The 21,503-nt window shown below is 39.5% G+C and carries 25 protein-coding genes; 20 read left to right on the forward strand and 5 right to left on the reverse strand.

The window, feature by feature from the left end:
- The first annotated feature begins 94 nt into the window (after positions 1 to 94).
- From IL356_RS10740 to IL356_RS10770, 7 genes are all read left to right on the forward strand, one after another.
- The gene (locus tag IL356_RS10740; protein ID WP_121850704.1) at positions 95 to 1,135 is read left to right on the forward strand and encodes an acyl-CoA reductase; all 1,041 of its coding nucleotides are present in this window, start codon (positions 95 to 97) and stop codon (positions 1,133 to 1,135) included.
- 130 nt (positions 1,136 to 1,265) lie between these two features.
- Positions 1,266 to 2,330 carry a 3-phosphoserine/phosphohydroxythreonine transaminase gene (gene serC, locus IL356_RS10745; protein WP_121850703.1) on the forward strand — a complete coding sequence of 355 codons (1,065 nt, stop codon included), beginning with the start codon at positions 1,266 to 1,268 and terminating at the stop codon, positions 2,328 to 2,330.
- 49 nt (positions 2,331 to 2,379) lie between these two features.
- Entirely contained in the window at positions 2,380 to 3,330 is a 951-nt protein-coding gene (locus IL356_RS10750; protein WP_121849008.1) for a D-2-hydroxyacid dehydrogenase, read from the forward strand.
- Positions 3,331 to 3,427: 97 nt separating this feature from the next.
- Complete coding sequence (locus IL356_RS10755; RefSeq protein ID WP_121849007.1) at positions 3,428 to 4,048, forward strand: DUF937 domain-containing protein; 621 nt, start codon at positions 3,428 to 3,430, stop codon at positions 4,046 to 4,048.
- A 104-nt stretch (positions 4,049 to 4,152) separates the two neighbouring features.
- Positions 4,153 to 4,611, forward strand: coding sequence for a DUF6146 family protein (locus IL356_RS10760; protein WP_121849006.1), 459 nt, complete (start codon positions 4,153 to 4,155; stop codon positions 4,609 to 4,611).
- A 25-nt stretch (positions 4,612 to 4,636) separates the two neighbouring features.
- Positions 4,637 to 4,939: a DUF6787 family protein gene (locus tag IL356_RS10765; RefSeq protein WP_121849005.1), complete on the forward strand. Its 303-nt coding sequence runs from the start codon at positions 4,637 to 4,639 to the stop codon at positions 4,937 to 4,939.
- A 486-nt stretch (positions 4,940 to 5,425) separates the two neighbouring features.
- Positions 5,426 to 7,645 carry a TonB-dependent receptor gene (locus tag IL356_RS10770; protein WP_121849003.1) on the forward strand — a complete coding sequence of 740 codons (2,220 nt, stop codon included), beginning with the start codon at positions 5,426 to 5,428 and terminating at the stop codon, positions 7,643 to 7,645.
- 59 nt (positions 7,646 to 7,704) lie between these two features.
- On the opposite strand, the gene IL356_RS10775 is transcribed toward IL356_RS10770, so the two are convergent.
- The 5 genes from IL356_RS10775 to folE form a co-directional block, all read right to left on the reverse strand.
- Positions 7,705 to 8,577, reverse strand: coding sequence for a sterol desaturase family protein (locus IL356_RS10775; RefSeq protein WP_121849002.1), 873 nt, complete (start codon positions 8,575 to 8,577; stop codon positions 7,705 to 7,707).
- Positions 8,578 to 8,619: 42 nt separating this feature from the next.
- Positions 8,620 to 9,105 carry a monoheme cytochrome C gene (locus IL356_RS10780; protein ID WP_121849001.1) on the reverse strand — a complete coding sequence of 162 codons (486 nt, stop codon included), beginning with the start codon at positions 9,103 to 9,105 and terminating at the stop codon, positions 8,620 to 8,622.
- Entirely contained in the window at positions 9,106 to 10,326 is a 1,221-nt protein-coding gene (locus tag IL356_RS10785) for a sulfite oxidase (RefSeq protein WP_121849000.1), read from the reverse strand. It abuts the gene before it with no gap.
- A gap of 152 nt (positions 10,327 to 10,478) precedes the next feature.
- Positions 10,479 to 10,778, reverse strand: coding sequence for a hypothetical protein (locus IL356_RS10790; protein ID WP_121848999.1), 300 nt, complete (start codon positions 10,776 to 10,778; stop codon positions 10,479 to 10,481).
- Positions 10,779 to 10,865: 87 nt separating this feature from the next.
- Positions 10,866 to 11,465, reverse strand: a complete 600-nt coding sequence (gene folE, locus IL356_RS10795; protein ID WP_121848998.1) for a GTP cyclohydrolase I FolE — start codon at positions 11,463 to 11,465, stop codon at positions 10,866 to 10,868.
- Between the two features lie 176 nt (positions 11,466 to 11,641).
- On the opposite strand from folE, the gene IL356_RS10800 reads away from it, so the two are divergent.
- From IL356_RS10800 to IL356_RS10860, 13 genes are all read left to right on the forward strand, one after another.
- The gene (locus IL356_RS10800; protein ID WP_121848997.1) at positions 11,642 to 12,319 is read left to right on the forward strand and encodes an ABC transporter ATP-binding protein; all 678 of its coding nucleotides are present in this window, start codon (positions 11,642 to 11,644) and stop codon (positions 12,317 to 12,319) included.
- Between the two features lie 17 nt (positions 12,320 to 12,336).
- Entirely contained in the window at positions 12,337 to 12,900 is a 564-nt protein-coding gene (locus tag IL356_RS10805; RefSeq protein ID WP_121848996.1) for a CPBP family intramembrane glutamic endopeptidase, read from the forward strand.
- The gene (locus IL356_RS10810; RefSeq protein WP_121848995.1) at positions 12,897 to 13,661 is read left to right on the forward strand and encodes a TIGR02757 family protein; all 765 of its coding nucleotides are present in this window, start codon (positions 12,897 to 12,899) and stop codon (positions 13,659 to 13,661) included. The genes IL356_RS10805 and IL356_RS10810 overlap by 4 nt, the downstream gene beginning before the upstream one ends.
- Before the next feature lie 82 nt (positions 13,662 to 13,743).
- Positions 13,744 to 14,262 carry a DinB family protein gene (locus IL356_RS10815; RefSeq protein ID WP_162987887.1) on the forward strand — a complete coding sequence of 173 codons (519 nt, stop codon included), beginning with the start codon at positions 13,744 to 13,746 and terminating at the stop codon, positions 14,260 to 14,262.
- Positions 14,263 to 14,383: 121 nt separating this feature from the next.
- A complete protein-coding gene (locus IL356_RS10820; RefSeq protein WP_121848993.1) occupies positions 14,384 to 15,601 on the forward strand; it encodes a Pycsar system effector family protein in 1,218 nt (405 codons plus the stop codon).
- A 21-nt stretch (positions 15,602 to 15,622) separates the two neighbouring features.
- Positions 15,623 to 16,900 (forward strand): hypothetical protein, encoded by a 1,278-nt coding sequence (locus IL356_RS10825; protein WP_121848992.1) that lies wholly within the window; start codon positions 15,623 to 15,625, stop codon positions 16,898 to 16,900.
- A gap of 64 nt (positions 16,901 to 16,964) precedes the next feature.
- Positions 16,965 to 17,426, forward strand: a complete 462-nt coding sequence (locus IL356_RS10830) for a GyrI-like domain-containing protein (RefSeq protein WP_121848991.1) — start codon at positions 16,965 to 16,967, stop codon at positions 17,424 to 17,426.
- A complete protein-coding gene (locus tag IL356_RS10835; protein WP_121848990.1) occupies positions 17,426 to 17,848 on the forward strand; it encodes a DUF1801 domain-containing protein in 423 nt (140 codons plus the stop codon). Before IL356_RS10830 ends, IL356_RS10835 begins: the two co-directional genes overlap by 1 nt.
- 104 nt (positions 17,849 to 17,952) lie before the next feature.
- Complete coding sequence (locus IL356_RS10840; RefSeq protein ID WP_121848989.1) at positions 17,953 to 18,714, forward strand: SDR family NAD(P)-dependent oxidoreductase; 762 nt, start codon at positions 17,953 to 17,955, stop codon at positions 18,712 to 18,714.
- Positions 18,715 to 18,719: 5 nt separating this feature from the next.
- Positions 18,720 to 19,634, forward strand: coding sequence for a helix-turn-helix domain-containing protein (locus IL356_RS10845; protein WP_121848988.1), 915 nt, complete (start codon positions 18,720 to 18,722; stop codon positions 19,632 to 19,634).
- A gap of 94 nt (positions 19,635 to 19,728) precedes the next feature.
- On the forward strand, positions 19,729 to 20,454 hold the full coding sequence (locus tag IL356_RS10850) for a carbon-nitrogen hydrolase family protein (protein WP_121848987.1): 726 nt from the start codon (positions 19,729 to 19,731) through the stop codon (positions 20,452 to 20,454).
- Positions 20,455 to 20,456: 2 nt separating this feature from the next.
- Complete coding sequence (locus IL356_RS10855; RefSeq protein WP_121848986.1) at positions 20,457 to 20,792, forward strand: n-acetylglutamate synthase; 336 nt, start codon at positions 20,457 to 20,459, stop codon at positions 20,790 to 20,792.
- Positions 20,793 to 20,846: 54 nt separating this feature from the next.
- Positions 20,847 to 21,497, forward strand: a complete 651-nt coding sequence (locus IL356_RS10860; protein ID WP_121848985.1) for a DUF1801 domain-containing protein — start codon at positions 20,847 to 20,849, stop codon at positions 21,495 to 21,497.
- Positions 21,498 to 21,503: the final 6 nt, after the last annotated feature.

Here is a 21,503-nt window from a genome sequence, read left to right on the forward strand (position 1 = left end):
ACTGTTTAACTTCAGCTTCCTGTTTGTTACAGTATGCTTACTTTTGCATTTGTTTAAAACAAAGGTACAGCCTATACCTGTTTATCGCAAATATATGAACGACCATCACAAAACATTTATTGCTTTCGTTAAACTTGGCGAGTTTTTAAGTGATTTTTGTCAATCAAAGTCTAAAAATGACCCTTGGTTTGAAAAATTAGATGCTGCCATTGATTTGGCCAAGCATAAAAATGGTTGGTTTACGAGGGATAATGTCTTATTTGCCCTTAGTGGATGGGCCGATTTACTTACCGAAGAGAATTTAAACCTTTGGCTAAGTGAATATGATTTAACGCAAAACAGGCATAAAACAGTGGCACTGATTATGGCAGGTAACATACCACTGGTCGGTTTTCATGACTTTATAAGCGTTTTACTCACCGGTAATAAGGTAATTGCCAAGCTATCTTCCAATGACGATGTTTTGATTTCATTTATAAGGGATTACCTAGTTTATCTGGAACCTGAACTTCAAAAATCCATTGTTTTTGAAAAGGGACAATTATCTGATTTTGATGCTGTAATTGCCACAGGAAGTAATAATACATCTCGCTATTTTGAACATTATTTTGGTAAAGGGCCACACATCATAAGAAAGAACAGAAATTCAATTGCTGTTTTGAGCGGCGATGAGACCACGGCACAACTTAACGCACTTGGTGAAGATATTTTTAGATACTATGGTCTTGGGTGCCGAAGCGTATCGAAAATTTTTGTTCCTAAAGGGTATGATTTTGACCAGCTATTTAAGGCGCTGTATTCCTACAACAAAATCATACATCAAAACAAATATGCCAATAATTATGATTATAATAAGGCGGTGTATTTAATGTCTGAATTCAAGATTCTTGATAACGGCTTTATCATCTTAAAGCAAGATGAAACCTATGCCTCACCTATTGCATCTCTTTTCTATGAATTTTATGAAGATTTAGAAGTTTTGAAGATGAAACTGAAGGAAGAAAGTGATCAATTACAGTGCATAGTTTCTAAAGGAATTATTGAAAATGAGGTTGCTTTTGGCGAAACCCAACGTCCCGGCCTTTCCGATTATGCCGATAATGTAGATACTGTTGATTTCCTGTTAAAAACCTAATTGAATTTTTACTCGATCAATAGCTTAGGTTTCTTCAAAATTGATGAACTTTAACCTCTTAATTTCAAAACCGCTGGGGGATTTGGCATAACAGCCATATATGGCGGTTTCAATTGTAAACTACATCTTTATGAAAAAGCATAACTTTAGTGCTGGCCCTTGTGTTTTACCTCAAGAAGTATTGTTAAAGGCTTCAGAAGCCGTTATGGACTTCAATAATTCAGGTCTATCGCTAATTGAAATATCACACCGAAGCAAAGATTTTGTCGAGGTAATGGATAAGGCACGAAGCTTGGCGCTTGAACTTTTAGATTTAGAAGGCAAAGGCTATCAAGCCCTCTTTCTTCAAGGTGGCGCCAGTCTTCAATTTTTAATGGCCGCCTACAACCTATTGGAGAAAAAGGCTGGCTATTTGAATACCGGAACATGGAGTAGCAAAGCTATTAAGGAGGCAAAAATGTTCGGTGAGATTATAGAGGTAGGCTCTTCAAAAGATGAGAACTTCAACTACATACCAAAAGGTTATTCTGTGCCCGACGGATTGGATTACCTTCACTTGACATCGAACAATACTATTTTCGGAACACAGATTAAAAAATTCCCAAAGACAGAAGCTCCTTTGGTCTGCGATATGAGTTCCGATATTTTTTCACGTCAACTAGATTTTTCTCAGTTTGATTTGATTTATGCCGGAGCACAGAAAAATATGGGCCCCGCCGGAGCTACATTGGTTGTAGTTAAAGAAGAAATTCTAGGTAAGGTAACAAGGCAAATACCTTCTATGTTAGACTACCAAGTGCATATCTCGAAAGAAAGTATGTTCAATACCCCTCCTGTATTTGCGGTGTACACCTCAATGCTTACGTTAGAATGGTTAAAAGCCAAAGGAGGAATTGCGGCTATTGAAGAGATCAATGACAAAAAAGCCCAATTGGTATATTCAGAAATTGACCTGAACCCAATGTTCGAAGGCTTTGCTCAAAAAGAAGATCGCTCCAACATGAATGCCACCTTTAATCTGGTCGATGAGAAGTTAAAAGAATCTTTTGATGCAATGGTCAAAGAGGCGGGCATTAACGGAATCAATGGGCATCGATCTGTTGGTGGTTACAGAGCTTCTATGTATAATGCCCTTAGCCTAGAAAGCGTGGGTGTTCTTGTAGATGTGATGAGCGAATTAGAAAGAAAAGCATAAAAACTGGGCCTTGTTATCAAGGCCTTTCAGCAAACCAATATAGAACATCATGAAAATTTTGGCTAACGATGGTATAGCCCAGTCGGGTATTGACAAACTCGAAGCTTCGGGCTTTGAAGTACTGACCACTACCGTGGCACAAGAGCAATTGAAAAATTTTATCAATGAAAATTCTATTGAAGCCCTCTTGGTGCGCAGTACCACTAAGGTTCGCAAAGAATTGATAGATGCCTGCCCCAATCTAAAACTTATCGGTAGAGGGGGCGTTGGTATGGATAATATTGATGTCGATTATGCCAGGCAAAGAGGTTTGTTCGTCATCAATACCCCAGCTGCATCATCAGGTTCCGTTGCTGAACTGGTTTTCGCGCATTTATATGGCGGTGTTCGATTTCTCTACGATGCCAACCGCAACATGCCACTAGATGGCGATAGTAAGTTCAAACAGCTTAAAAAATCTTATGCCGCCGGAAGCGAACTTCGGGGTAAGACCCTTGGTGTCATAGGCTTCGGAAGAATTGGTCGTGCAACCGCCAAAATAGCATTAGGTGTCGGCATGAAGGTTGTTTTCTTTGATCCTTTTATAACCGAAACGGAAATTGCCGTGGAATTTTATGATGGACAATCGGTAAGCTTTCCTTTAAAAGGAATGAGTAAGGAGGAGGTTATTTCTCAATCAGACTTCATTTCATTGCACGTTCCTGCCCAAAAGGAATACGTTATCGGTAAAAAAGAATTTTCCCAAATGAAAGATGGGGTGGGAATTGTAAATGCGGCCCGTGGAGGTGTTCTTGACGAAGTAGCTTTGGTCGATGCGCTAGAAAGTGGTAAGGTAGCCTTTGCCGGTCTAGATGTTTTTGAGTCGGAACCTACTCCTGAAATTAGAATCTTGATGCATCCGAAAATATCTATGACCCCACATATTGGGGCTGCAACAGGTGAAGCCCAAACCAGGATAGGAGCCGAACTTGCAGATCAGATCATTACTTTACTTAAATAAGAAAAGGCCGTGTAGATTGGGTTTTTACCCAAGAGCTTCACCTGCTACAACAAGTTTTTTTGTACATTGTAAGCAGTAACTATAAAACACTAAACACATGTCAGGATTATTGGATATTCTCAACAGCCCAATGGGCAAACAATTGATAAGTGGTGCAGCCGCACAGACCGGACAATCGACCGACCAAACAGGTAGCGTATTAAGCATGGCTTTGCCCGTACTCATGGGTGCAATGAAAAAGAATGCCGCAACCCCTGAAGGTGCTCAAGGTTTAATGGGGGCACTTTCCGGTAAACATGACGGCAGCATACTCGATAACTTAAGTGGCCTATTAGGCGGTGGGGTTGACGAGTCGGTAATGAACGATGGTGCCGGTATATTAGGTCATGTACTGGGTGGAAAGCAGGCTCAAGTTGAATCGGCGTTAAGTGCAAAGTCAGGAATGGATGCAGGTTCGGTAGCAACTATTTTAAAAGTGGCAGCACCTATCTTAATGGGTTACCTCGGCAAACAGACCAGACAGCAAAACATCAATGATTCCAATGGTATAGGCAATCTATTAGGAGGTTTAATGGGTGGTAATCAACAACAATCTTTAATCGAGTCCTTCTTGGATTCTGACGGCGATGGAAGCATTCTTGACGACGTAGCCGCAATGGCTCTTGGAGGAAAAAAAGGAGGTATTGGAGGTCTTTTAGGTGGTCTTTTCGGCAAATAGCCCCTACTCCAACAATTTTAAAAAGCCACTTCTTAAACAAGTGGCTTTTTTTGTACCTTAAAGTGGAACGAAAATTGCGATAGACCTTAATAAATTACAGTGCTATGAAAAAGATGATGTTATTCTTAGGGGGAATGTGCTTTTTTATCCTTTTGATAACCGGTAGTTGTACCGGAACCAAGCAAGCGGTAGATGTTTCCGATAAAGAACAAATGGCGTTTGATCAAAAGGTCGGCGATACCGTCGAAATTTCCAGTGATAGTACTGAATATGAAATCATTATCATAGAACCTGGTTTCAACTTCTGGTTGCAAAGTATTGCACGGCCCGAAGGGTATTACTCCCAATCTTTTCTAGAGAATAGAAACCAGATTTATGTGATTAATTACAATCAGAGGGTTTTGCAACCTATGCGCTACTCCCCTAGTCTCTATGAATGGCAAATCGATTATAATCCAAATATCGACTATGGCTATGAAGTGAATTATAAATTATATAATTACTTTATTTACTTTCAACGCAAATACAATCAGAGACTTGGCCCTTTTGTTCCTCGAATTTGATTAGTATATTTGCCGGGTTAAATTTATGGAAAAGCTTAAAAAACGTTGGGGCATAGACTCTAACTTTCAAATTGCGATTATCTTCATTGTTTTTGCCATCACAGGTTCCAGTGCGGCAAAATTGGCCGAGCCCCTATGTGAGTTTATTGGCTTACATCGTGCCTCGACCGCATCTTGGTTATACTGGACGGCGCGAATCCTTTTGATTTTTCCGATATATCAAGTACTTCTGGTATTTTTCGGTTGGCTTTTTGGCCAGTTTCGTTTTTTCTGGAATTTTGAAAAGAAAATGCTAAGTAGAATGGGCCTTGGTTTTCTTTTTAAATAAGCCACTTATTTATCGATAAGCCAATTTAACAAGCCTTACCTATCAATTTGCCAAAAAGGTTGATAGAGAACAGGTCTCTGTTTGCAATTCACTATTTTTGCCAGATGCAAGAACGAATGCGCCATATTAGCTATTTGGCAAGCCTATTTTTAGTGCTTTCGATTCTTACACCCTCTATTACCAAATTGGCTCATGCCGTATACGAGCATGAATACCGTGATTGTGATAAAAATGGGAATTTACATGTGCATGAGGCGGAGTTAAACTGCGACTTTTTCAAATTTCATTTTTCTCCTCAATCACCAACCTTGTTCTTTCAAGAACTACCACTAAGAGTAAAATCAGGTACTCAAAACATCTTATCATCTTATACTTTCCTAAGCAAATTTCAAAAGCTTCACTTTGTTCTTAGGGGGCCTCCCACTCTTCACGTTTATTAAGATTTAAATTCCTTTAGTTAAAAAATTACTTTCAATCATACGAAGTATGAAAAATATGTATGTGGCAATTGTCTTTGCCTTACTCTGCAATATGGGTTTTTCACAAAACTCACTAACAGGCACTATTAAAAGTGCCGACCAAAATGAACCTCTTTTTACCGTTCAGATATATTTCCCCCAATTAGAAAAAGGCAGTGTTACCGATGAAAATGGCAACTACACTATAAATGGCCTTCCCCAAGGTAACTTTAAAGTTATCGTGGCGTACATGGGGTATCAAACCTATTCCGAAACCACCGTAATCAGTGAAGGCACCAATGAATTGAACATTACGTTATTCCCAAGTGCTATTGAAATGGAAGAGGTAATCGTATCTACCCCATTTCACAAATTGCAACGCGAAAATGTAATGAAAGTAGAAAGAGCTTCGGTTAGTGAGCTTAAAACAAAAGGGGCGGTAACCCTTTCTGACGGAATTACCAATGTGCCTGGAGTCGAGAACCTTTCCACAGGTATGGGTATCGGTAAACCGGTCATCAGGGGTTTGAGCTCGAACCGCGTTTTGGTTTACACTCAGGGCGTTCGTTTAGAAAATCAACAATTTGGTGATGAACACGGTCTGGGAATCAGTGATGCAGGTATCGAAAGCGTAGAGGTTATCAAGGGCCCTGCTTCTCTTTTGTATGGCTCCGATGCCTTAGGCGGCGTTCTTTACCTGAACCCAGAAAAGTTCGCCGTTGCAGGACAGACGGAGGGCGATGTAAACATCAATTATTTCACCAATACCAATGGAATTGCTGCCAATGCGGGTGTTAAGTCATCCGGCGACCGATTCAAATATTTAGTGAGAGGTAGTTATGCCAGCCATGCCGATTATCATACGGGCGATGATTTAAGCGTTACCAATACCCGTTTCGGTGAATATGACCTTAAAACCGGTGTGGCCTACCAAGCGGTCAACTTTAAGACTGATATCAGATATAATTATAATCAGCTAAAGCTTGGTATACCTGAAGAAATTGGGGAACAGACCAATGAAAGAACCCCTCAATCGCCTTATCAAGAGATCAATAACCATATCGTCAGTTCTAAATCCAATTTCTTTTTTGACAAATCGAGTTTGGAGGCGATTCTTGGTTACACCTTTAATAACAGAAAAGAATTTGAAGAAGGCGAAGAAGGAGCTGCGTTGGATATGGATTTGTCAACCATAAATTACAATATTCAATACCATTTACCGAAATGGGGCCTTTGGGAAACAATCGTAGGCACCCAAGGTATGTTCCAGAAGAACAGTAATTCAGGGGAGGAAGTCTTAATACCGGACGCGAATACCACTGATTTCGGAATATTTGCTACCTCTCACCTCCATTTTAAGAACAATAGCGATCTGCAACTCGGTTTAAGGTACGATACACGCTCTATTACCGGCGATGAGACCGGTATTGTAGGGGAAGAGGGTTACATTGAAGAATTGGATAATAGCTATAACAGTATCAATGCCGCTTTGGGTTATAAATGGGAATTTCTTTCTAATATAACGGGGAGAATCAATTTAGCTTCCGGCTTCAGGGCCCCAAATCTTCCTGAACTTACCTCGAATGGTGTTCATGAAGGTACGAACCGATACGAAATAGGAAATCAAGACTTGACCAACGAACAAAATATTCAGACCGATGTCTCTTTTGAGTATAAGAATGAGCATGTAGAGGTCTTCGTCAATGGTTTTTATAATGTCGTAAACGATTATATTTTTATTGAGCCCAACGGAGACAATATCGATGGCAATTTCGTATTCGTTTACCAACAACAAGACGCCAAATTATATGGAGGTGAAGTAGGTTTGCATTTTCACCCGCACCCACTCGATTGGCTGCATATTGAAAGTAGCTTTGAAAGCGTTACCGGAAAACTAGATAATGACAACTATTTACCGTTGATACCGGCCAACAGCTGGACGAACACACTTAGAACAGAATTCAACAAGGGAACTTCATGGTTGCCTTCGAGTTATGCCTTTGCTACTCTAAAATCGGTTTTCGAGCAGAATAATGTGAGTGAGTTCGAAACAACAACGCCATCGTATGCCCTATTCAGCATTGGGTTAGGAGGAAGAATTTTCATCTCTGAACAGCCTGTAGATATTAGGCTTAGCGGCAACAACCTTTTCGATAAAGACTATATATCTCATCTCTCAAGACTAAAAGTTGATGATATCGGTAATATCGGTAGAAATATCAATCTGGGGGTCAGTCTACCTTTTTAAGGACAGTACATAGGAAATGGATCTCCACGGTCCGTTTCCTATGTGATTTCTATATTTTGCTAAGATTTTTTGAAGCCGTAAAAAAGTTGCTTCCAAAAACTTTGGGGTATTTTTTCATCTCCTTCGAATCCTAAAGGCACGAGACCACTATCTTCGGGAATGAAATCGGTTTTAAATAAGTAATCCCACAAACTAAGGCTTATACCAAAATTCACTCCGTACCTGTGATTTTCAGGTAAAGAATAAGCATGGTGGTAAAGATGCATGACCGGATTGTTGAAAAAATATTTTAGAGGCCCCCAAGTCAATTTAATATTCGAATGGTTCAAATGCCCGATGGCAATCGCCATAAAATGAACTATGTAGGCCTGTTCTGGTTCAAACCCACCTAAAATCATGATCCCAAAGGTTTTTAGGGGTTTATAAAGTACGTTTTCCATCCAATGGAAACGCATATGTGCCGCAAAGCCCATTTCTTTTACACTGTGATGAATTTGATGAAAACGCCATAGAAATTCGTACCGATGAAGTAGTATATGGGTAAACCACTGAACAAAATCCAACACGATAAAAAAGACAAAAAGCTGAAGCCAAACGGGCCAAGATTCGGTGTTTACTATAGCTAAACTATTCATGGAAACCCCGACACTCAAGAAGAATGTTTCCAGCACTTTATAAACGCCGCCTATAGCGATGGCAAAAATGAAAAAGTTAAAGAAAATATAGATTGTGTCAAGCCAAAAGTCCTTTCTAAAAATGCCTTGATTCTTTCGCCATGGGAAGACTATCTCCAAAATCCAAACTACTAATGACAACAGAATAACACCATAAAAATAGTTGGTATACCAAGGTACTTCGAAGAGTATGGACTTGTACGTCCAATTCAAAGTACCATTGAATCCCTTTAAAAAAGCATCGATATACTTCTCCAAAATAACAAGTTTTAATAAGGTATGGGTCGGTAGTATTTTCTATTACTTAAGCTCGTACCAATCAATATCTGTTAGTGCTGCCCTTCTACCTTTTTCTTTTGGCGGATAATTAGTGGTCAGGTAGTCGATTATGATATCTTCGTTAGCTCCTAAATCCCAAAGATTTTGGGTCTCTTGCATCCACCGTATAGTTGCCTTCCACCTCTCAGCGGTCATTCGGTTCTGCAATACCAGTTTCGAAGAATGGCAATTTGTGCAATTTTGTATGGTTTCTTTCATCCCGGGGGCATCAACAAAACCAGTGCTAACATGTATACCATTCTCTATTTTATCGAAATCTTCCTCAATGGCTATTTCCGGTAGTTCGGTTGTTGAATCATCTTTTTTAAAATCGAAAAATTGAGGATTGATAATCAAGTAACCTATGATTAACCCAAAAATGGCCACGATCACAATGGTAAGTATGGCAAGTCGATAAACTTTCTCGAACTCTTTTTTAAGATTGCTTTTGTTGGTGTCTTCTTTCATCTAACCAATCTTTACCGCTATTCTATGGCAAGCATTGTTCAGGTATCCCTTCGGATTCCAACCGGGCAATAGCATAGGCTGAGCTTTGCCGCGTGAATCGGTAGCCCTTGCCCATACCTCGTAATAACCCTTTTTAGGAAAATCTACCTCTGCCGAAAAGTGTTGCCAAGCGAGACGATTGACCGGCTTCTCCAATATACAGGAATGCCATGTAGACCCAAAATCAATAGAATAATCCATTTGGGCGACTTCAAGCTCTCCTGCCCAAGCGTGACCTCTTATAGAAAGTTTTTTGCCTTCGGAAAGCATGGCTCCCGATTTCGGGTAAGTTATCAACGACTTAACTGGCATCGATTCAATTATGCACATATCTTCATCGGCCACTTTTTCACCCGGTGCCACGGTCTCGCACGGTACGCGATACGAACTACCTTCCATTTTAGCACCATCGTGCACTTTGTTTCGAATACTAATTTTGGTCAACCACTTACCAGAAACCGAAGCTGGCCAGCCACCTGCTACCAAACGCAAAGGGTACCCATGGGCCAGAGGAATATCTTCACCATTCATTTGAAAAGCAATAAGGGTTTCATCTTGCAATGCCTTGGCCATCGGGGCTCCTCTTGAAATTGGCTCTTTCTCAGGATTCCTGCTTAGGTGCAAATCGGCTGCATGATAACCGATATAAACGGCATCGTTATTATAACCTGCATCCTCTAAAACATCTCGTAATCGAAGGCCTGTCCACTTAGCACATGAAACGGCACCCACTGTCCATTGATTTCCTTTCGCGGGAGGGTCGAATTCACTTCTACCGTTTCCGCCACATTCCAAGGTCAGTTGGTACGTATAAGCTTTAAATTTCGATTTTAGATCATCGATAGAGTATGACTTTTGGTTTTTTACCGATTCCCCATCGATGGTCAACTTCCAACTGGCAATGTTTATATCCTCAGGAATCAATCCGTTATTTCTGATGAACATTTTTGAACTAGGAGTCACCTTATCATCCAACAAATGTGCTTGGGCCTCCATATTCCATGGCTTGTCGTTCAATACGACCATTCCCGCATCTTTTTTGAACAGTTTAAAAGGGTCAGGTTCTTGCAACGCCAGTGGTACATAACCAGCTGGCATTTTTAACCCGTAAACGATTTCTGCCCCGACCAAGCTGGCAAAAGACGCCAGCGTAGCGCCCTTAATGAATTTTCTTCTTTGCATAAACCAATCAGTAAGTTTATAAAGTTAGGAATAATTGAACGCACCTTCGGTAACTTCTGTTACATGATTGCCTCTTTAAAAGGAACACGTTTGATAATCAGGGAAATAAAAAAAGCACCTTATCGGTGCTTCTGATTTATTATTTCGAGAGCTTAGACCTCGATTGTGGTTTTTGCCGGTGATTTCTTGAGCACATATGTGTATAACCACATAAGTGTAAAGGTGGGTATAAGGTCAAAACCTGGAATAATTTCTTCAATAAACGTGAATAGACCTGCCCCCTGACCTATTTTACCTTTATACATTCTGGTCATTAACCAACCGGCCAATGGCGCCCAAATAATATCGGAAAACTCTCCTATAAACGGAATGGTGAATGAAAGCATTCCTATGGCATCGAAAAGTAGGCCCAAAGCCAACTTTTTATACTTATTGTCTTGATTTGTTGACATGATATATATTTTTGATTGAACTACTTCAATTTAACAATAAAGATGCCAAACTCACAATAGGGACTAATTCCAGACTGACTTAAAAAACTAGGACAAATCGGAACTGATCAACTTCAAAAACTCATTACGCGTCTCAATTTTTTCAAACTGCCCTCTGAAGCCTGATGTGGTCGTGACCGAATTCTGTTTTTGAACCCCCCTCATCATCATACACATATGAGAAGCCTCGATCACTACGGCCACCCCTTTGGGCTTTAAAGTATTGTTAATGCATTCCAGAATATCGTGCGTAAGACGTTCTTGAACCTGTAATCTACGTGCAAACACGTCAACTACCCTGGGTATTTTGCTCAGACCAACAATGTGACCATTGGGAATATAGGCGACATGGGCCTTACCAAAAAAAGGCAACATATGGTGCTCACAAAGTGAATACAGCTCAATATCTTTAATAATGACCATATCGTCGTAGTCTTCTTGAAACATGGCACTTTTAAGAATTTCAACGGCATCTTGTTTGTACCCTTGAGTCAAAAAAAGCATCGCCTTGGCAGCCCTTTCCGGTGTTTTAAGCAATCCCTCTCTGGAGATGTCTTCACCTATTTCACTAATGATTTTGGAATAGCGGTCTTTAACTTCGCCGGTTACTTCCAAATTATATTCCTCTAAGTTCCTATATGGAGCCATACAACTATTTGTTTATCCAATTTTGTTTTTTGTTGAACAAAATTACATCTTTAATTTTAACCTTGACCTCTAAAACGGTAAATATAACACCAATGGCCAGTATGATTCTTGAAACTTCAAATTTCCTTACTTTTATCGAGCAAAAGTCACTCTGACTGATAAATTAATCTTATCCGATGATCAAGGCCAGCAATATTCAAAAGTTTTATGGTGATTTACAAGTATTGAAAGGGGTTGACCTGCACATAAAAAAGAAAGAGGTCATTTCTATCGTGGGTGCCTCCGGTGCCGGAAAAACCACGCTACTACAAATTCTAGGCACACTTGATGTGCAAAGCAACGCTAAAGAAAGTGAACTGTTGATTAATGACACCGATGTCACACAATTATCGGAGAAGAATTTGGCCAAATTTCGCAATGAACATATTGGTTTTATTTTTCAATTTCACCAATTGTTACCGGAGTTCACGGCATTGGAAAATGTTTGTATTCCCGCTTTTATCAAAAACACTCCCAAGGCACAAGCCGAAAAAAAGGCAAAGGGGCTTCTTGATTTTTTAGGGTTATCAAAGAGATACCACCATAAGCCTAATGAACTATCGGGTGGTGAACAGCAACGAGTGGCCGTAGCAAGGGCTTTGGTCAACGACCCGTCTATTGTTTTCGCAGATGAGCCAAGTGGTAATCTCGATTCAGAAAGTGCCGACAATCTTCATAAGCTCTTTTTTGATCTTCGTGACGAATTTGACCAAACCTTTGTCATTGTGACCCACAATCAGCAACTGGCAGATATGGCCGACCGTAAGCTTACTATGGTTGATGGTCTCATTGTGAATAAAGAAGTAGTTGTCTAAATTAGGTTCATTTTATTTTGTCTTCAAAAATTATAGCGGTTTGGGAGTTTTTTAAAAATCCGACTTATGAAGAATCGCTAGAAAAAGACCCTCATGAACGGCTACGTTGGTTCACAGAGCTATTGCTGTATGCTTTAACTCTAAGTTATTTAATAGGCATGGTCAATGCCGGCTTGCAGAACTATTTTGACATCGATATTGGTAAACATGCCAGTGAAGATTTGATGAATCGTTCTTTATTATTATTATTTGCCGCAGCGGTAATTATGGCTCCTGTAATGGAAGAGGTGATTTTTAGAGGTCCGTTAATTTTCTTTAAGAAAAAGAACTATTTCAATTGTATCTTTTACTTTTTGACCTTTATATTCGGATTTTACCATATTTCGAATTTCGAGCTTACTACTACTACCCTTCTACTATCGCCGTTGCTCGTGGCGCCCCAATTAAGCGTCGGCATTTTTCTAGGGTTTGTTCGGGTAAAGTTCGGTTTGCTTTGGGCCATAATCTTTCATGCCCTATACAATTTCATATTAATGACCCCTTTATTATTTATGAACTTTCTTGATTTACTTTTAGAATGACGATTGCCGAACTCAAAGATTTTTTAGATACAAAGGCCGAACAATACGAGCACCCTCGATTTTTGGAAACTGACCCCATTCAAATACCTCATGGTTTTCAATCGAAAGAGGATATTGAAATAAGCGCATTTCTTACGGCTACGATTGCCTGGGGAAATAGAAAAAGTATCATTAATAATTCAAAAAAAATGATGGAACTTATGGATAACGCTCCATACGATTTCATCGTCAACCATACTGAAGATGATTTAATGAGATTCGAATATTTTGTTCACCGTACTTTTAATGGTCTAGATTTGGGCTTTTTTGTTCAAAGCCTTCGAAATATCTACCAATTTCATGGTGGTCTGGAGAATGTTTTTGCGCAACCAACCGATGACTATGGCTTGCAATCAGCCATATCTCGTTTCAAAGAACTATTCTTTGAGCTGCCCCACCCCCAAAGAACAACCAAACACGTAAGCGACCCTCTGAAAGGTTCCGCTGCGAAACGCATCAATATGTTTTTAAGGTGGATGGTGCGGCCGGCCAAAGCCCAAGTAGATTTCGGACTATGGAAATCAATTCAACCCTCTCAATTATCTTGCCCCCTTGATGTACATTCTGGAAATGTCGCCAGAAAACTTAAACTTTTAAAAAGGAAGCAGAATGACGCGAAAGCGCTACAAGAACTCGATAAAAAACTGAGAAGGTTAGACCCTATTGATCCCGTCAAGTATGACTTCGCTTTATTTGGGCTTGGGGTTTTTGAAAAATTTTAGGTTAATAACTAAAAAATCAACCAATTTTCGAAACTGTATTTCATTTATATTTAAGAGTGTTATCTGTAGCTATTCACGACCAATGAATGAAATAGAACGATTTGATCAAACCCTAAATTTGTGGTCTAAAAGCCTATTGAATTATCCATTGGAACAATTGGTAAAGCGACCTGACAAAGAAAGCTGGTCTTTAGGGCAGGTATATGAACACTTAATTAATGAAACCAACTGGTATTTTGATCAGCTTGAAGGTGCGTTAAACGACTTGTCCCATCAAGATATGCCCATGTCGGAAAAAGCATCGGAATTATTTAAAAGAGGCTCATTCGAAGACAAGCGCGTTAAGACCGACCCCTTGATCTCTGATAATGTACCCCAGCCAAATTCAATCGAGTCTTTAACAGAAAAACTCTTGTTTTTGAAAAAAAGGGCGCAAAGCCTTTGGCAAAAAATGGTTTCTGGTAACTATTCCGGAAAGACCCGGCACCCTGGTTTGGGTTATTTTAATGCCCATGAATGGCTGGCATATTCCGAAATGCATTTGCGGCATCATTTAAAGCAAAAGGCAAGAATAGATACATTTCTTTCTGCTATAAATTGATTTTGAGCATACGCAGTTATCATAAGTATTAATCTATGAATCGGATTAAAATTTGAATCAATAGGCGCTTTAGAGGTCAGGTCAAAATAGTAGTTTGCGGTCAACCGCTCAAACTTAGACAATGCAAGCTATACTTAAGGAAGTCGAAAATTACATACGGCAACTTTTCACGGAATCACCTTTCAAAGATCGTGTTTTTTACGATTACAGACATACTCTAAAAACTGTTGACCATACCAACGAACTTCTTGAAAATCAAAACGACAATGATTTAGATGTTGTGGCCCTACGATTGAGCTGTTGGTTTTTGTTTCTAGATGATGTGCATTCCCAAGAAAAAACACCTGTCAAGTCTGAAGAAAGGCTTCAAAGGTTTTTAAAGGAAAAATCGGCAGACCAGAACCTTATCGAAAAGGCAAGTGAGCTACTAAAAGCAGCATGGAGCTTAGAAGAACCTAAAAGCGAAGAAGAAAAAATAATTAAGGATGCCAGAAGCGGTTATTATGCTTCCGGCAATTTTGATGAAGTTCTTGAATTGTTATTGATAGAAGTAAATCGTGTCAATGGTACTGAAATGAGTATTAATGAATTGCGGGAGAACTATATCAACATTCTTCGCAATGAGCATCGTTTTTACTCCGATTATGCCCTTGAGAATTGGCAAGAGCAAAAAGAGAATAATGTGATGGATTTGGTCGCTGCAATTGCCAAATCTGCAGCCCGAAAGAAAAAAGAAAAGCTTAAGGTCAATTTAAAGAATGAAAGCCCTGAAAGGGCAATTCAGTCCCTATACAGAACACAGTTACGCAATCACTTGAAATTGAGCGATATCGCCGATACCAAGGCGAACATATTATTATCGGTGAATGCCATAATCATTTCTTTGTTATTGGCGAATTTGATTCCCAAACTAGGTAACCCTACCAACTCGTACCTCACCTACCCTACGGTCATCTTTGTGGTATTCAGTATTATTTCAATGATTATGTCGGTAGCTGCCACGCGACCCAAGATAGACAATAACAGTTTGGTCGATCAAGATATTAATGAGAAAGACATTAATTACCTGTTTTTCGGAAACTTTCATTCCCTAGAACCCAATGAATTCAAAGAAAAACTGCGTTCTATTATTGTTGATAAGCAATCAATTTACGACTCTTTGAGCATGGATCTTTATTACCTTGGTAAAGTTCTCAAGAAAAAATACCAACTCTTACGGTGGACGTACACTGTTTTTATGTTCGGTATTATTCTTTCTGTTATTGCCTTTGCCATTGCCCTAAAATATTATGGCATGGACCAAGAGTTGATTGAAGCGGTTACACCTGATACACCTTAAGTAAAACTAAAAATCAATGTGATGATCAAAAAAGTGCTTGCTTTTATTTTGTTCGCCTTTTTTCTTTTTATGGTAGTCATTTATTTTTCCACGGCTACCACAGACAAAAATTTCAGCACATGTGAAATCTTGGACTTATCGAGTATAGACCATATTGACTTTAGGGAACACGACTCCGTTATGGTAGCGGCCAGCACGCTTTATCGTGGTAATACCCTAAAAAATATAGTACAGGGCGAACAATATAGAAAAGTATGGGAAACGCCCGTTAAAGTGCCCATTGCCTTTTTGGATACGCTGAAAGGTGGATTAACTATTTTGGAACAAGGTGGTGGTAAGCAGACCCATTCTTTAAAGGTAAAAACGAAGAATGATGACGTCTATACCTTACGCAGTGTGACCAAAAACCCAGAGCCTTTGATTCCTGATTTTATTAAAGCCGTGGGGCTCGAAAACATTGTAGTTGATGGTATTTCTGCCCAACACCCTTATGCCGCACTGGCGGTGGCCGAGTTGGCACATAAGTGCGGGTTACTATCTACGCGGCCGCAATTGCTGTTTCTTCCCAGACAGGAAAAATTAGATTCTTTAAACGATAAATATGGTAACAGGCTTTTTCTTTTCGAGCATGAAAATGCTGGAAACGCAGAGTGGACACAACTAGAAAAAGCTTCTGAAATAATTGATACCGAAGACCTACAAGAACTAAAATCAGAAAAGAAAGATTTATTACATGTTGATGAAAATCTATTGGTGAGGGCCAGATTATTCGATTTGTTGATTGGTGATTGGGATCGACACGCGAAACAATGGGGTTGGGTTTTAACCAGTAAAAATGAAGAAACTCTGGCAACTCCGCTGCCCTGCGATAGAGATAATGCCTTCTTTAATATTGATGGTATACTGCCGACACTCCTTTCCCATAAATCCATACTGCCCGATTTACAGAATTTCGAAAAAGAGATTGATTACATTCCCGGATTGGTGATGGATTTTGATACCTACTTTCTGAAAACGATAGACAAAAGTATTTTTTCCGAGGAGGCCACTTACCTACAGAGCACGCTGACCGACGAAAGTATCAACCAAGCTTTAAAGGTTTGGCCGAAAACCATTTATGAGCAAGACGGAGCTGAAATCGCCAAAAAAATTATGGCCCGAAAACAACAATTGACGGAATACGCCATGCGATTTAAAGAGGAAATCGATAAGACCGAATTTTTATCCGAATCATTAAAGGGCTCTGAAGACCTAAATTTACCTTCTGAACTGGTCGCTTGTTTCGATTGCCTAAAATAACCTTACCTCTGACATCATCTGACACTCCCTACGATTACTTTTGAACGGAATCAAAAATATTCTTATGAAAAAAGTAGCTATCACCCCTTTCTTTATAATGGGTATCTCGGTCAGAACCTCCAATCAAGACCAACAGGCTTTAAAAGATATTACTAACTTGTGGCGGCGCTTTGGCGAGGAAGGAATTCTTGAAAAAATTCCTCATAAGAAAAACGAAGTCATATACTCACTATATACCGATTATGATGGAGACCATACACAGCCTTACACTACTGTAATTGGTTGTGAGGTTACCAGCTTTGATAAAGTACCGGAGAATATGGTCGTAAAAAAGGTGGAAGGAGGTCGCTATTGGAAGTCTTCCGCTAGAGGTGATTTAATGAAGGGTATAGTCGGTAAACACTGGAATACCATATGGAATACCGAGCTTAAAAGAAGTTACCTATCGGATTTTGAAGTATATGACGAAAGAACAGCTGACCCCAGCCATGCTGAAGTGGGTTTCTATATTGGCATAAATGATTGATGATGCAAATAATTGTTGACCCGAAAGTCGATGATAAATTCGCCACTTACCCCGAAGAAGTCTTAATAAAGATGAACTTCTTGCGCCAACTGGTCATCGAAACGGCATCTGATAGTGATTGGATCAACCGTTTAGAGGTTACCCTTAAATGGAACGAGCCCAGTTTTATTACCAACTGCGGAAGTACGTTGCGAATGGATTGGAAAGAGAAAAATCCTGAGCAATATGCCATGTACTTTCAATGTACGAGTCGTTTGGTCGATACCTTTAAAATGATATTCGGGCCAAAATTTATGTATGAAGGCAACAGGGCACTTCTCTTTGAAATGGACAGTGAGATCCCTGTTGACGAATTAAAATCCTGCATTATGGCTTGTCTTACCTATCATAAAGTGAAACACCTTGCAACATTGGGCATTTAAACCATATACTTTTCGATTTATCGGATTTGGTTACAATATACATGGATTAGACTACCGGCTACCACTTAATTTTTGCCAACTTTACACCATCAAAAAATAACGATATGAGCACAAAAAAAATAGCACTGATTACCGGTGGCAGTAGAGGTTTAGGTAGAGATATGGCCCATAATATTGCAAAGAAAGGTATCGATATCATTTTCACCTATCACTCAAACCAAGAAGCTGCTGAAAAGGTAGTGTCTGAAGTAAACGAATATGGTGGCAAGGCAAAAGCTTTTCAGTTAGACACCAGTAATATTAAAGAATTCGATAATTTTTATTCCAGCTTAGAATCTTATTTGAAAGAGGAATATGGTCATTCTAAATTTGATTTTTTGGTGAATAATGCCGGTACGGGTATCTACAAGCCTTTTTTGGAAACCACCGAAGATGATTTTGACGAAATGCAAAATATTCACTTGAAAGGTGTTTATTTCTTAACGCAAAAAGCAGTTCCTTTTCTCAATGAGGGAGGCAGAATAATTAATATTTCTTCCGGATTAGCCCGCTTCTCCTTTCCTAATTCCAGTGCCTACGCTTCGGCAAAAGGGGGCGTTGAGGTTTTGACCAGATACTTGGCGAAAGAACTGGCATCGAAAAAGATATCGGCCAATGTAGTCGCACCCGGTGCGGTAGGTACCGATTTCGGTGGTGGCGAAAACAAGACCAATGAGCAAAAAATTAAAGCTGTTTCTAATTTGACCGCTTTGGGTCGAGTTGGTGAGCCAGAAGATATTGGTGGCGTCGTTGCCTTTTTATGCTCAGAAGATGCTCGTTGGATCAACGGTCAGCGCATTGAAGTAGCAGGTGGAATTTTATTGTAGAAAGATTGAAGAACAGAATTCGAAAAATAGAGACCATTACAGAATTTCATAGGATCAGGGGGCTTGACAGCCCTCTTCATCCTTTGGTTAGTTTGGTAGATTATGGTCAGACCAAGATATTTCCTGAAAATTATGGCGAAAGCTGGCATTTCGGGTTTTACTCCATCGGCGTCAAACGAAATGTAGGAACATTAAGATACGGGCAGCAAAAGTATGATTTTGACGAAGGGCTAATGTCATTTATCGCACCAGGCCAATTATTAAGATTAGAGCCGAACTCTAGGGCGAACTTAAAGCCTGAAGGTTGGTTACTGTTGATTCATACCGATTTTATTTGGAATACCACTTTGGCGAAAACTATTAAAAGATATGACTTCTTTCAATATGCCATAAACGAGGCGCTCTTTATGTCTCAAAAGGAAGAGAAAACGGTCGAGTCTATTTTTCAAAACATAAAAAATGAGATAGAGACCAATATAGATGCCTACAGTCAAAATATCATCATCGCTCAAATAGAACTGCTCTTGCAATATGCAGAAAGGTTCTATCAACGGCAGTTTATCACCCGAAAAAAGAACAATCACGAACTGCTAGCCAAGTTAGATACCCTGTTAGCAAAAGCTTTTGAAGACGAAAACCTGAAGAATGACGGACATCCTTCCGTACAGGTAGTTGCAGAGCAAATGAACTTGTCACCCGATTACCTAAGTAGTCTTTTGAAGAACATCACTGGCACCACTACCCAGCAATATATTCAACAACGACTCATAGAAAAAGCAAAAGAAAAGTTGTCGACCACAGAACTATCGGTCGGCGAAATTGCCTACACCCTCGGTTTTGAGCACTCCCAATCTTTTAGTAAACTTTTTAAGGCCAAGACCAATCTTTCCCCTACCGAGTTCAGAACCACTTTCAATTAATTTGAACCCGCGTCAAGCAATATTGCCAAATTTTGGTTCTGTTTTATCTAAGTGATACGTACCTTTCTACCAGGTAAACCAATTGGTGGCGACCATGAGAATTGCACTGGCACAAATACAGTCTTTAAAAGGTGATGTTCAGGAAAATATTGAATTGCATAAAAAAGCGATTCGGTTATCTCTGGCTAACAAGGCAGATGCTATTTTTTTTCCTGAGCTGTCATTAACGGGCTACGAGCCCATGCTGGCCGAAAAGCTTAAAATGAAATTAGGTGACAAAAGGCTTTTAGGTTTTCAGGAAATAAGTAATACCGAGAAGATAACTATTGGTCTTGGAATGCCCTTACATACGAAGAGCGGTATTGAAATTGCCATAATCATTTTTCAACCTAACATTCCTCTTTCTGTTTATACCAAACAATTGCTGCACGAAGACGAACTGCCCTATTTTCAAGCAGGAAATAAATACGGTCACATTCAATTGTGCGAACAGCACATCGCTTTGGCCATTTGCTATGAAAGTCTTCAAAGTGAACATGCACGTGAAGCCATTAGTCATCATGCAGATATTTATTTAGCCAGTGTTGCCAAATCGCAAAGCGGAATTGAAAAAGCCTATGAACACTTCAAAAAACTATCAAAAACTCACCCTTTAACTGTTCTGATGTGCAATAATATAGGGCCTTGTGACAATTTTGAAGGAGCAGGTCAAAGTGCAGTATGGAAAAATGGAGATTTATTGGGAAGCCTATTTCCTGATAAAGAAGGTATCTTGATATTTGATTCTACAAAACAATCTACCGAGAGTTTTTATTTTTAGATATGAATTATCACGATAAAAAGTTCATTCCCGTAAAAAATTCAGAGAATGGCGAAACCTCTGAAGAAACCATATTTCATTATCAGCAAGATGGCAACATTCTTACGTGCGAATATTCCGGAGGTAAAATTAAAAAAGGGCATCTTATCGGTGTGGTGAGTTCCACCGGACACATCGATATGCGCTATCACCAAATCAATATAGAAGGAAAGCTAATGACCGGCATTTGCCATTCTACCCCAGAGATTCTCGATAACGGAAAAGTTCGACTTTACGAGACTTGGCAATGGACGTCAGGTGACCAGTCAAAAGGAGAATCTATTCTCGAAGAAATATAGGATTTGTAGCTCTTTTCAAATTATAATAATTTAACGACGCCAAGAAAATAAAAGATGAAGAACGAAAAGATTGACCTTTATTTAGAAAAAGTAGATCAATGGCAGGCCGAGTTGACCCGTTTAAGGCAGCTGGTTCTTGACTGTGGTTTAGAAGAGGAATTGAAATGGGGGGTGCCGTGCTATACCTTAAATGGTAACAATGTACTCATCTTAGGCAACTTCAAACAGTTTTGCAATATCAGTTTTCTCAAAGGAGTTCTGATGGATGACCCTTTGAAAATTATGGAGAAACCAGGCGAAAACTCAAGAATTGCCCGCATCATCAAATTTACCAGCGTTGAAGAGATTAACTCACAGTGGGACACCTTAAGAGCTTATATTTTTGAGGCCATTGATATAGAGAAAAAAGGCCTTAAGGTTGAGAAAAAGCCAGAAAGTACAGAAGACTTTGTTGAAGAACTTCAACAACGACTTGAAAGCGATTCCGATTTTAGCGAGGCTTTCAATGCTCTCACCCTAGGACGACAACGGGCCTATAATATTTATTTTTCAGGAGCCAAACAGGCGAAAACTAGAGAATCGCGCATAGAAAAATATACCGAGCGCATTATGAACGGTAAAGGTTTTCATGATTGTGTCTGCGGCCTTTCTAAAAGAATGCCTACTTGCGATGGTTCACATAAAAAGCTGGCCAAAAAGTCTTGATTATTT

The organism is Euzebyella marina (assembly GCF_014855515.1).
GTDB classification, from domain to species: Bacteria; Bacteroidota; Bacteroidia; order Flavobacteriales; family Flavobacteriaceae; genus Euzebyella; species Euzebyella marina.

Coding starts and splice junctions, on each gene's coding strand:
- IL356_RS10740 (WP_121850704.1), top strand. CDS start 95: ATGAACGACCATCACAAAACATTTATTGCTTTCGTTAAACTTGGCGAG.
- serC (WP_121850703.1), top strand. CDS start 1,266: ATGAAAAAGCATAACTTTAGTGCTGGCCCTTGTGTTTTACCTCAAGAA.
- IL356_RS10750 (WP_121849008.1), top strand. CDS start 2,380: ATGAAAATTTTGGCTAACGATGGTATAGCCCAGTCGGGTATTGACAAA.
- IL356_RS10755 (WP_121849007.1), top strand. CDS start 3,428: ATGTCAGGATTATTGGATATTCTCAACAGCCCAATGGGCAAACAATTG.
- IL356_RS10760 (WP_121849006.1), top strand. CDS start 4,153: ATGAAAAAGATGATGTTATTCTTAGGGGGAATGTGCTTTTTTATCCTT.
- IL356_RS10765 (WP_121849005.1), top strand. CDS start 4,637: ATGGAAAAGCTTAAAAAACGTTGGGGCATAGACTCTAACTTTCAAATT.
- IL356_RS10770 (WP_121849003.1), top strand. CDS start 5,426: ATGAAAAATATGTATGTGGCAATTGTCTTTGCCTTACTCTGCAATATG.
- IL356_RS10780 (WP_121849001.1), bottom strand. CDS start 9,105: ATGAAAGAAGACACCAACAAAAGCAATCTTAAAAAAGAGTTCGAGAAA.
- IL356_RS10785 (WP_121849000.1), bottom strand. CDS start 10,326: ATGCAAAGAAGAAAATTCATTAAGGGCGCTACGCTGGCGTCTTTTGCC.
- IL356_RS10790 (WP_121848999.1), bottom strand. CDS start 10,778: ATGTCAACAAATCAAGACAATAAGTATAAAAAGTTGGCTTTGGGCCTA.
- folE (WP_121848998.1), bottom strand. CDS start 11,465: ATGGCTCCATATAGGAACTTAGAGGAATATAATTTGGAAGTAACCGGC.
- IL356_RS10800 (WP_121848997.1), top strand. CDS start 11,642: ATGATCAAGGCCAGCAATATTCAAAAGTTTTATGGTGATTTACAAGTA.
- IL356_RS10810 (WP_121848995.1), top strand. CDS start 12,897: ATGACGATTGCCGAACTCAAAGATTTTTTAGATACAAAGGCCGAACAA.
- IL356_RS10815 (WP_162987887.1), top strand. CDS start 13,744: ATGAATGAAATAGAACGATTTGATCAAACCCTAAATTTGTGGTCTAAA.
- IL356_RS10820 (WP_121848993.1), top strand. CDS start 14,384: ATGCAAGCTATACTTAAGGAAGTCGAAAATTACATACGGCAACTTTTC.
- IL356_RS10825 (WP_121848992.1), top strand. CDS start 15,623: ATGATCAAAAAAGTGCTTGCTTTTATTTTGTTCGCCTTTTTTCTTTTT.
- IL356_RS10830 (WP_121848991.1), top strand. CDS start 16,965: ATGAAAAAAGTAGCTATCACCCCTTTCTTTATAATGGGTATCTCGGTC.
- IL356_RS10835 (WP_121848990.1), top strand. CDS start 17,426: ATGATGCAAATAATTGTTGACCCGAAAGTCGATGATAAATTCGCCACT.
- IL356_RS10840 (WP_121848989.1), top strand. CDS start 17,953: ATGAGCACAAAAAAAATAGCACTGATTACCGGTGGCAGTAGAGGTTTA.
- IL356_RS10850 (WP_121848987.1), top strand. CDS start 19,729: ATGAGAATTGCACTGGCACAAATACAGTCTTTAAAAGGTGATGTTCAG.
- IL356_RS10855 (WP_121848986.1), top strand. CDS start 20,457: ATGAATTATCACGATAAAAAGTTCATTCCCGTAAAAAATTCAGAGAAT.
- IL356_RS10860 (WP_121848985.1), top strand. CDS start 20,847: ATGAAGAACGAAAAGATTGACCTTTATTTAGAAAAAGTAGATCAATGG.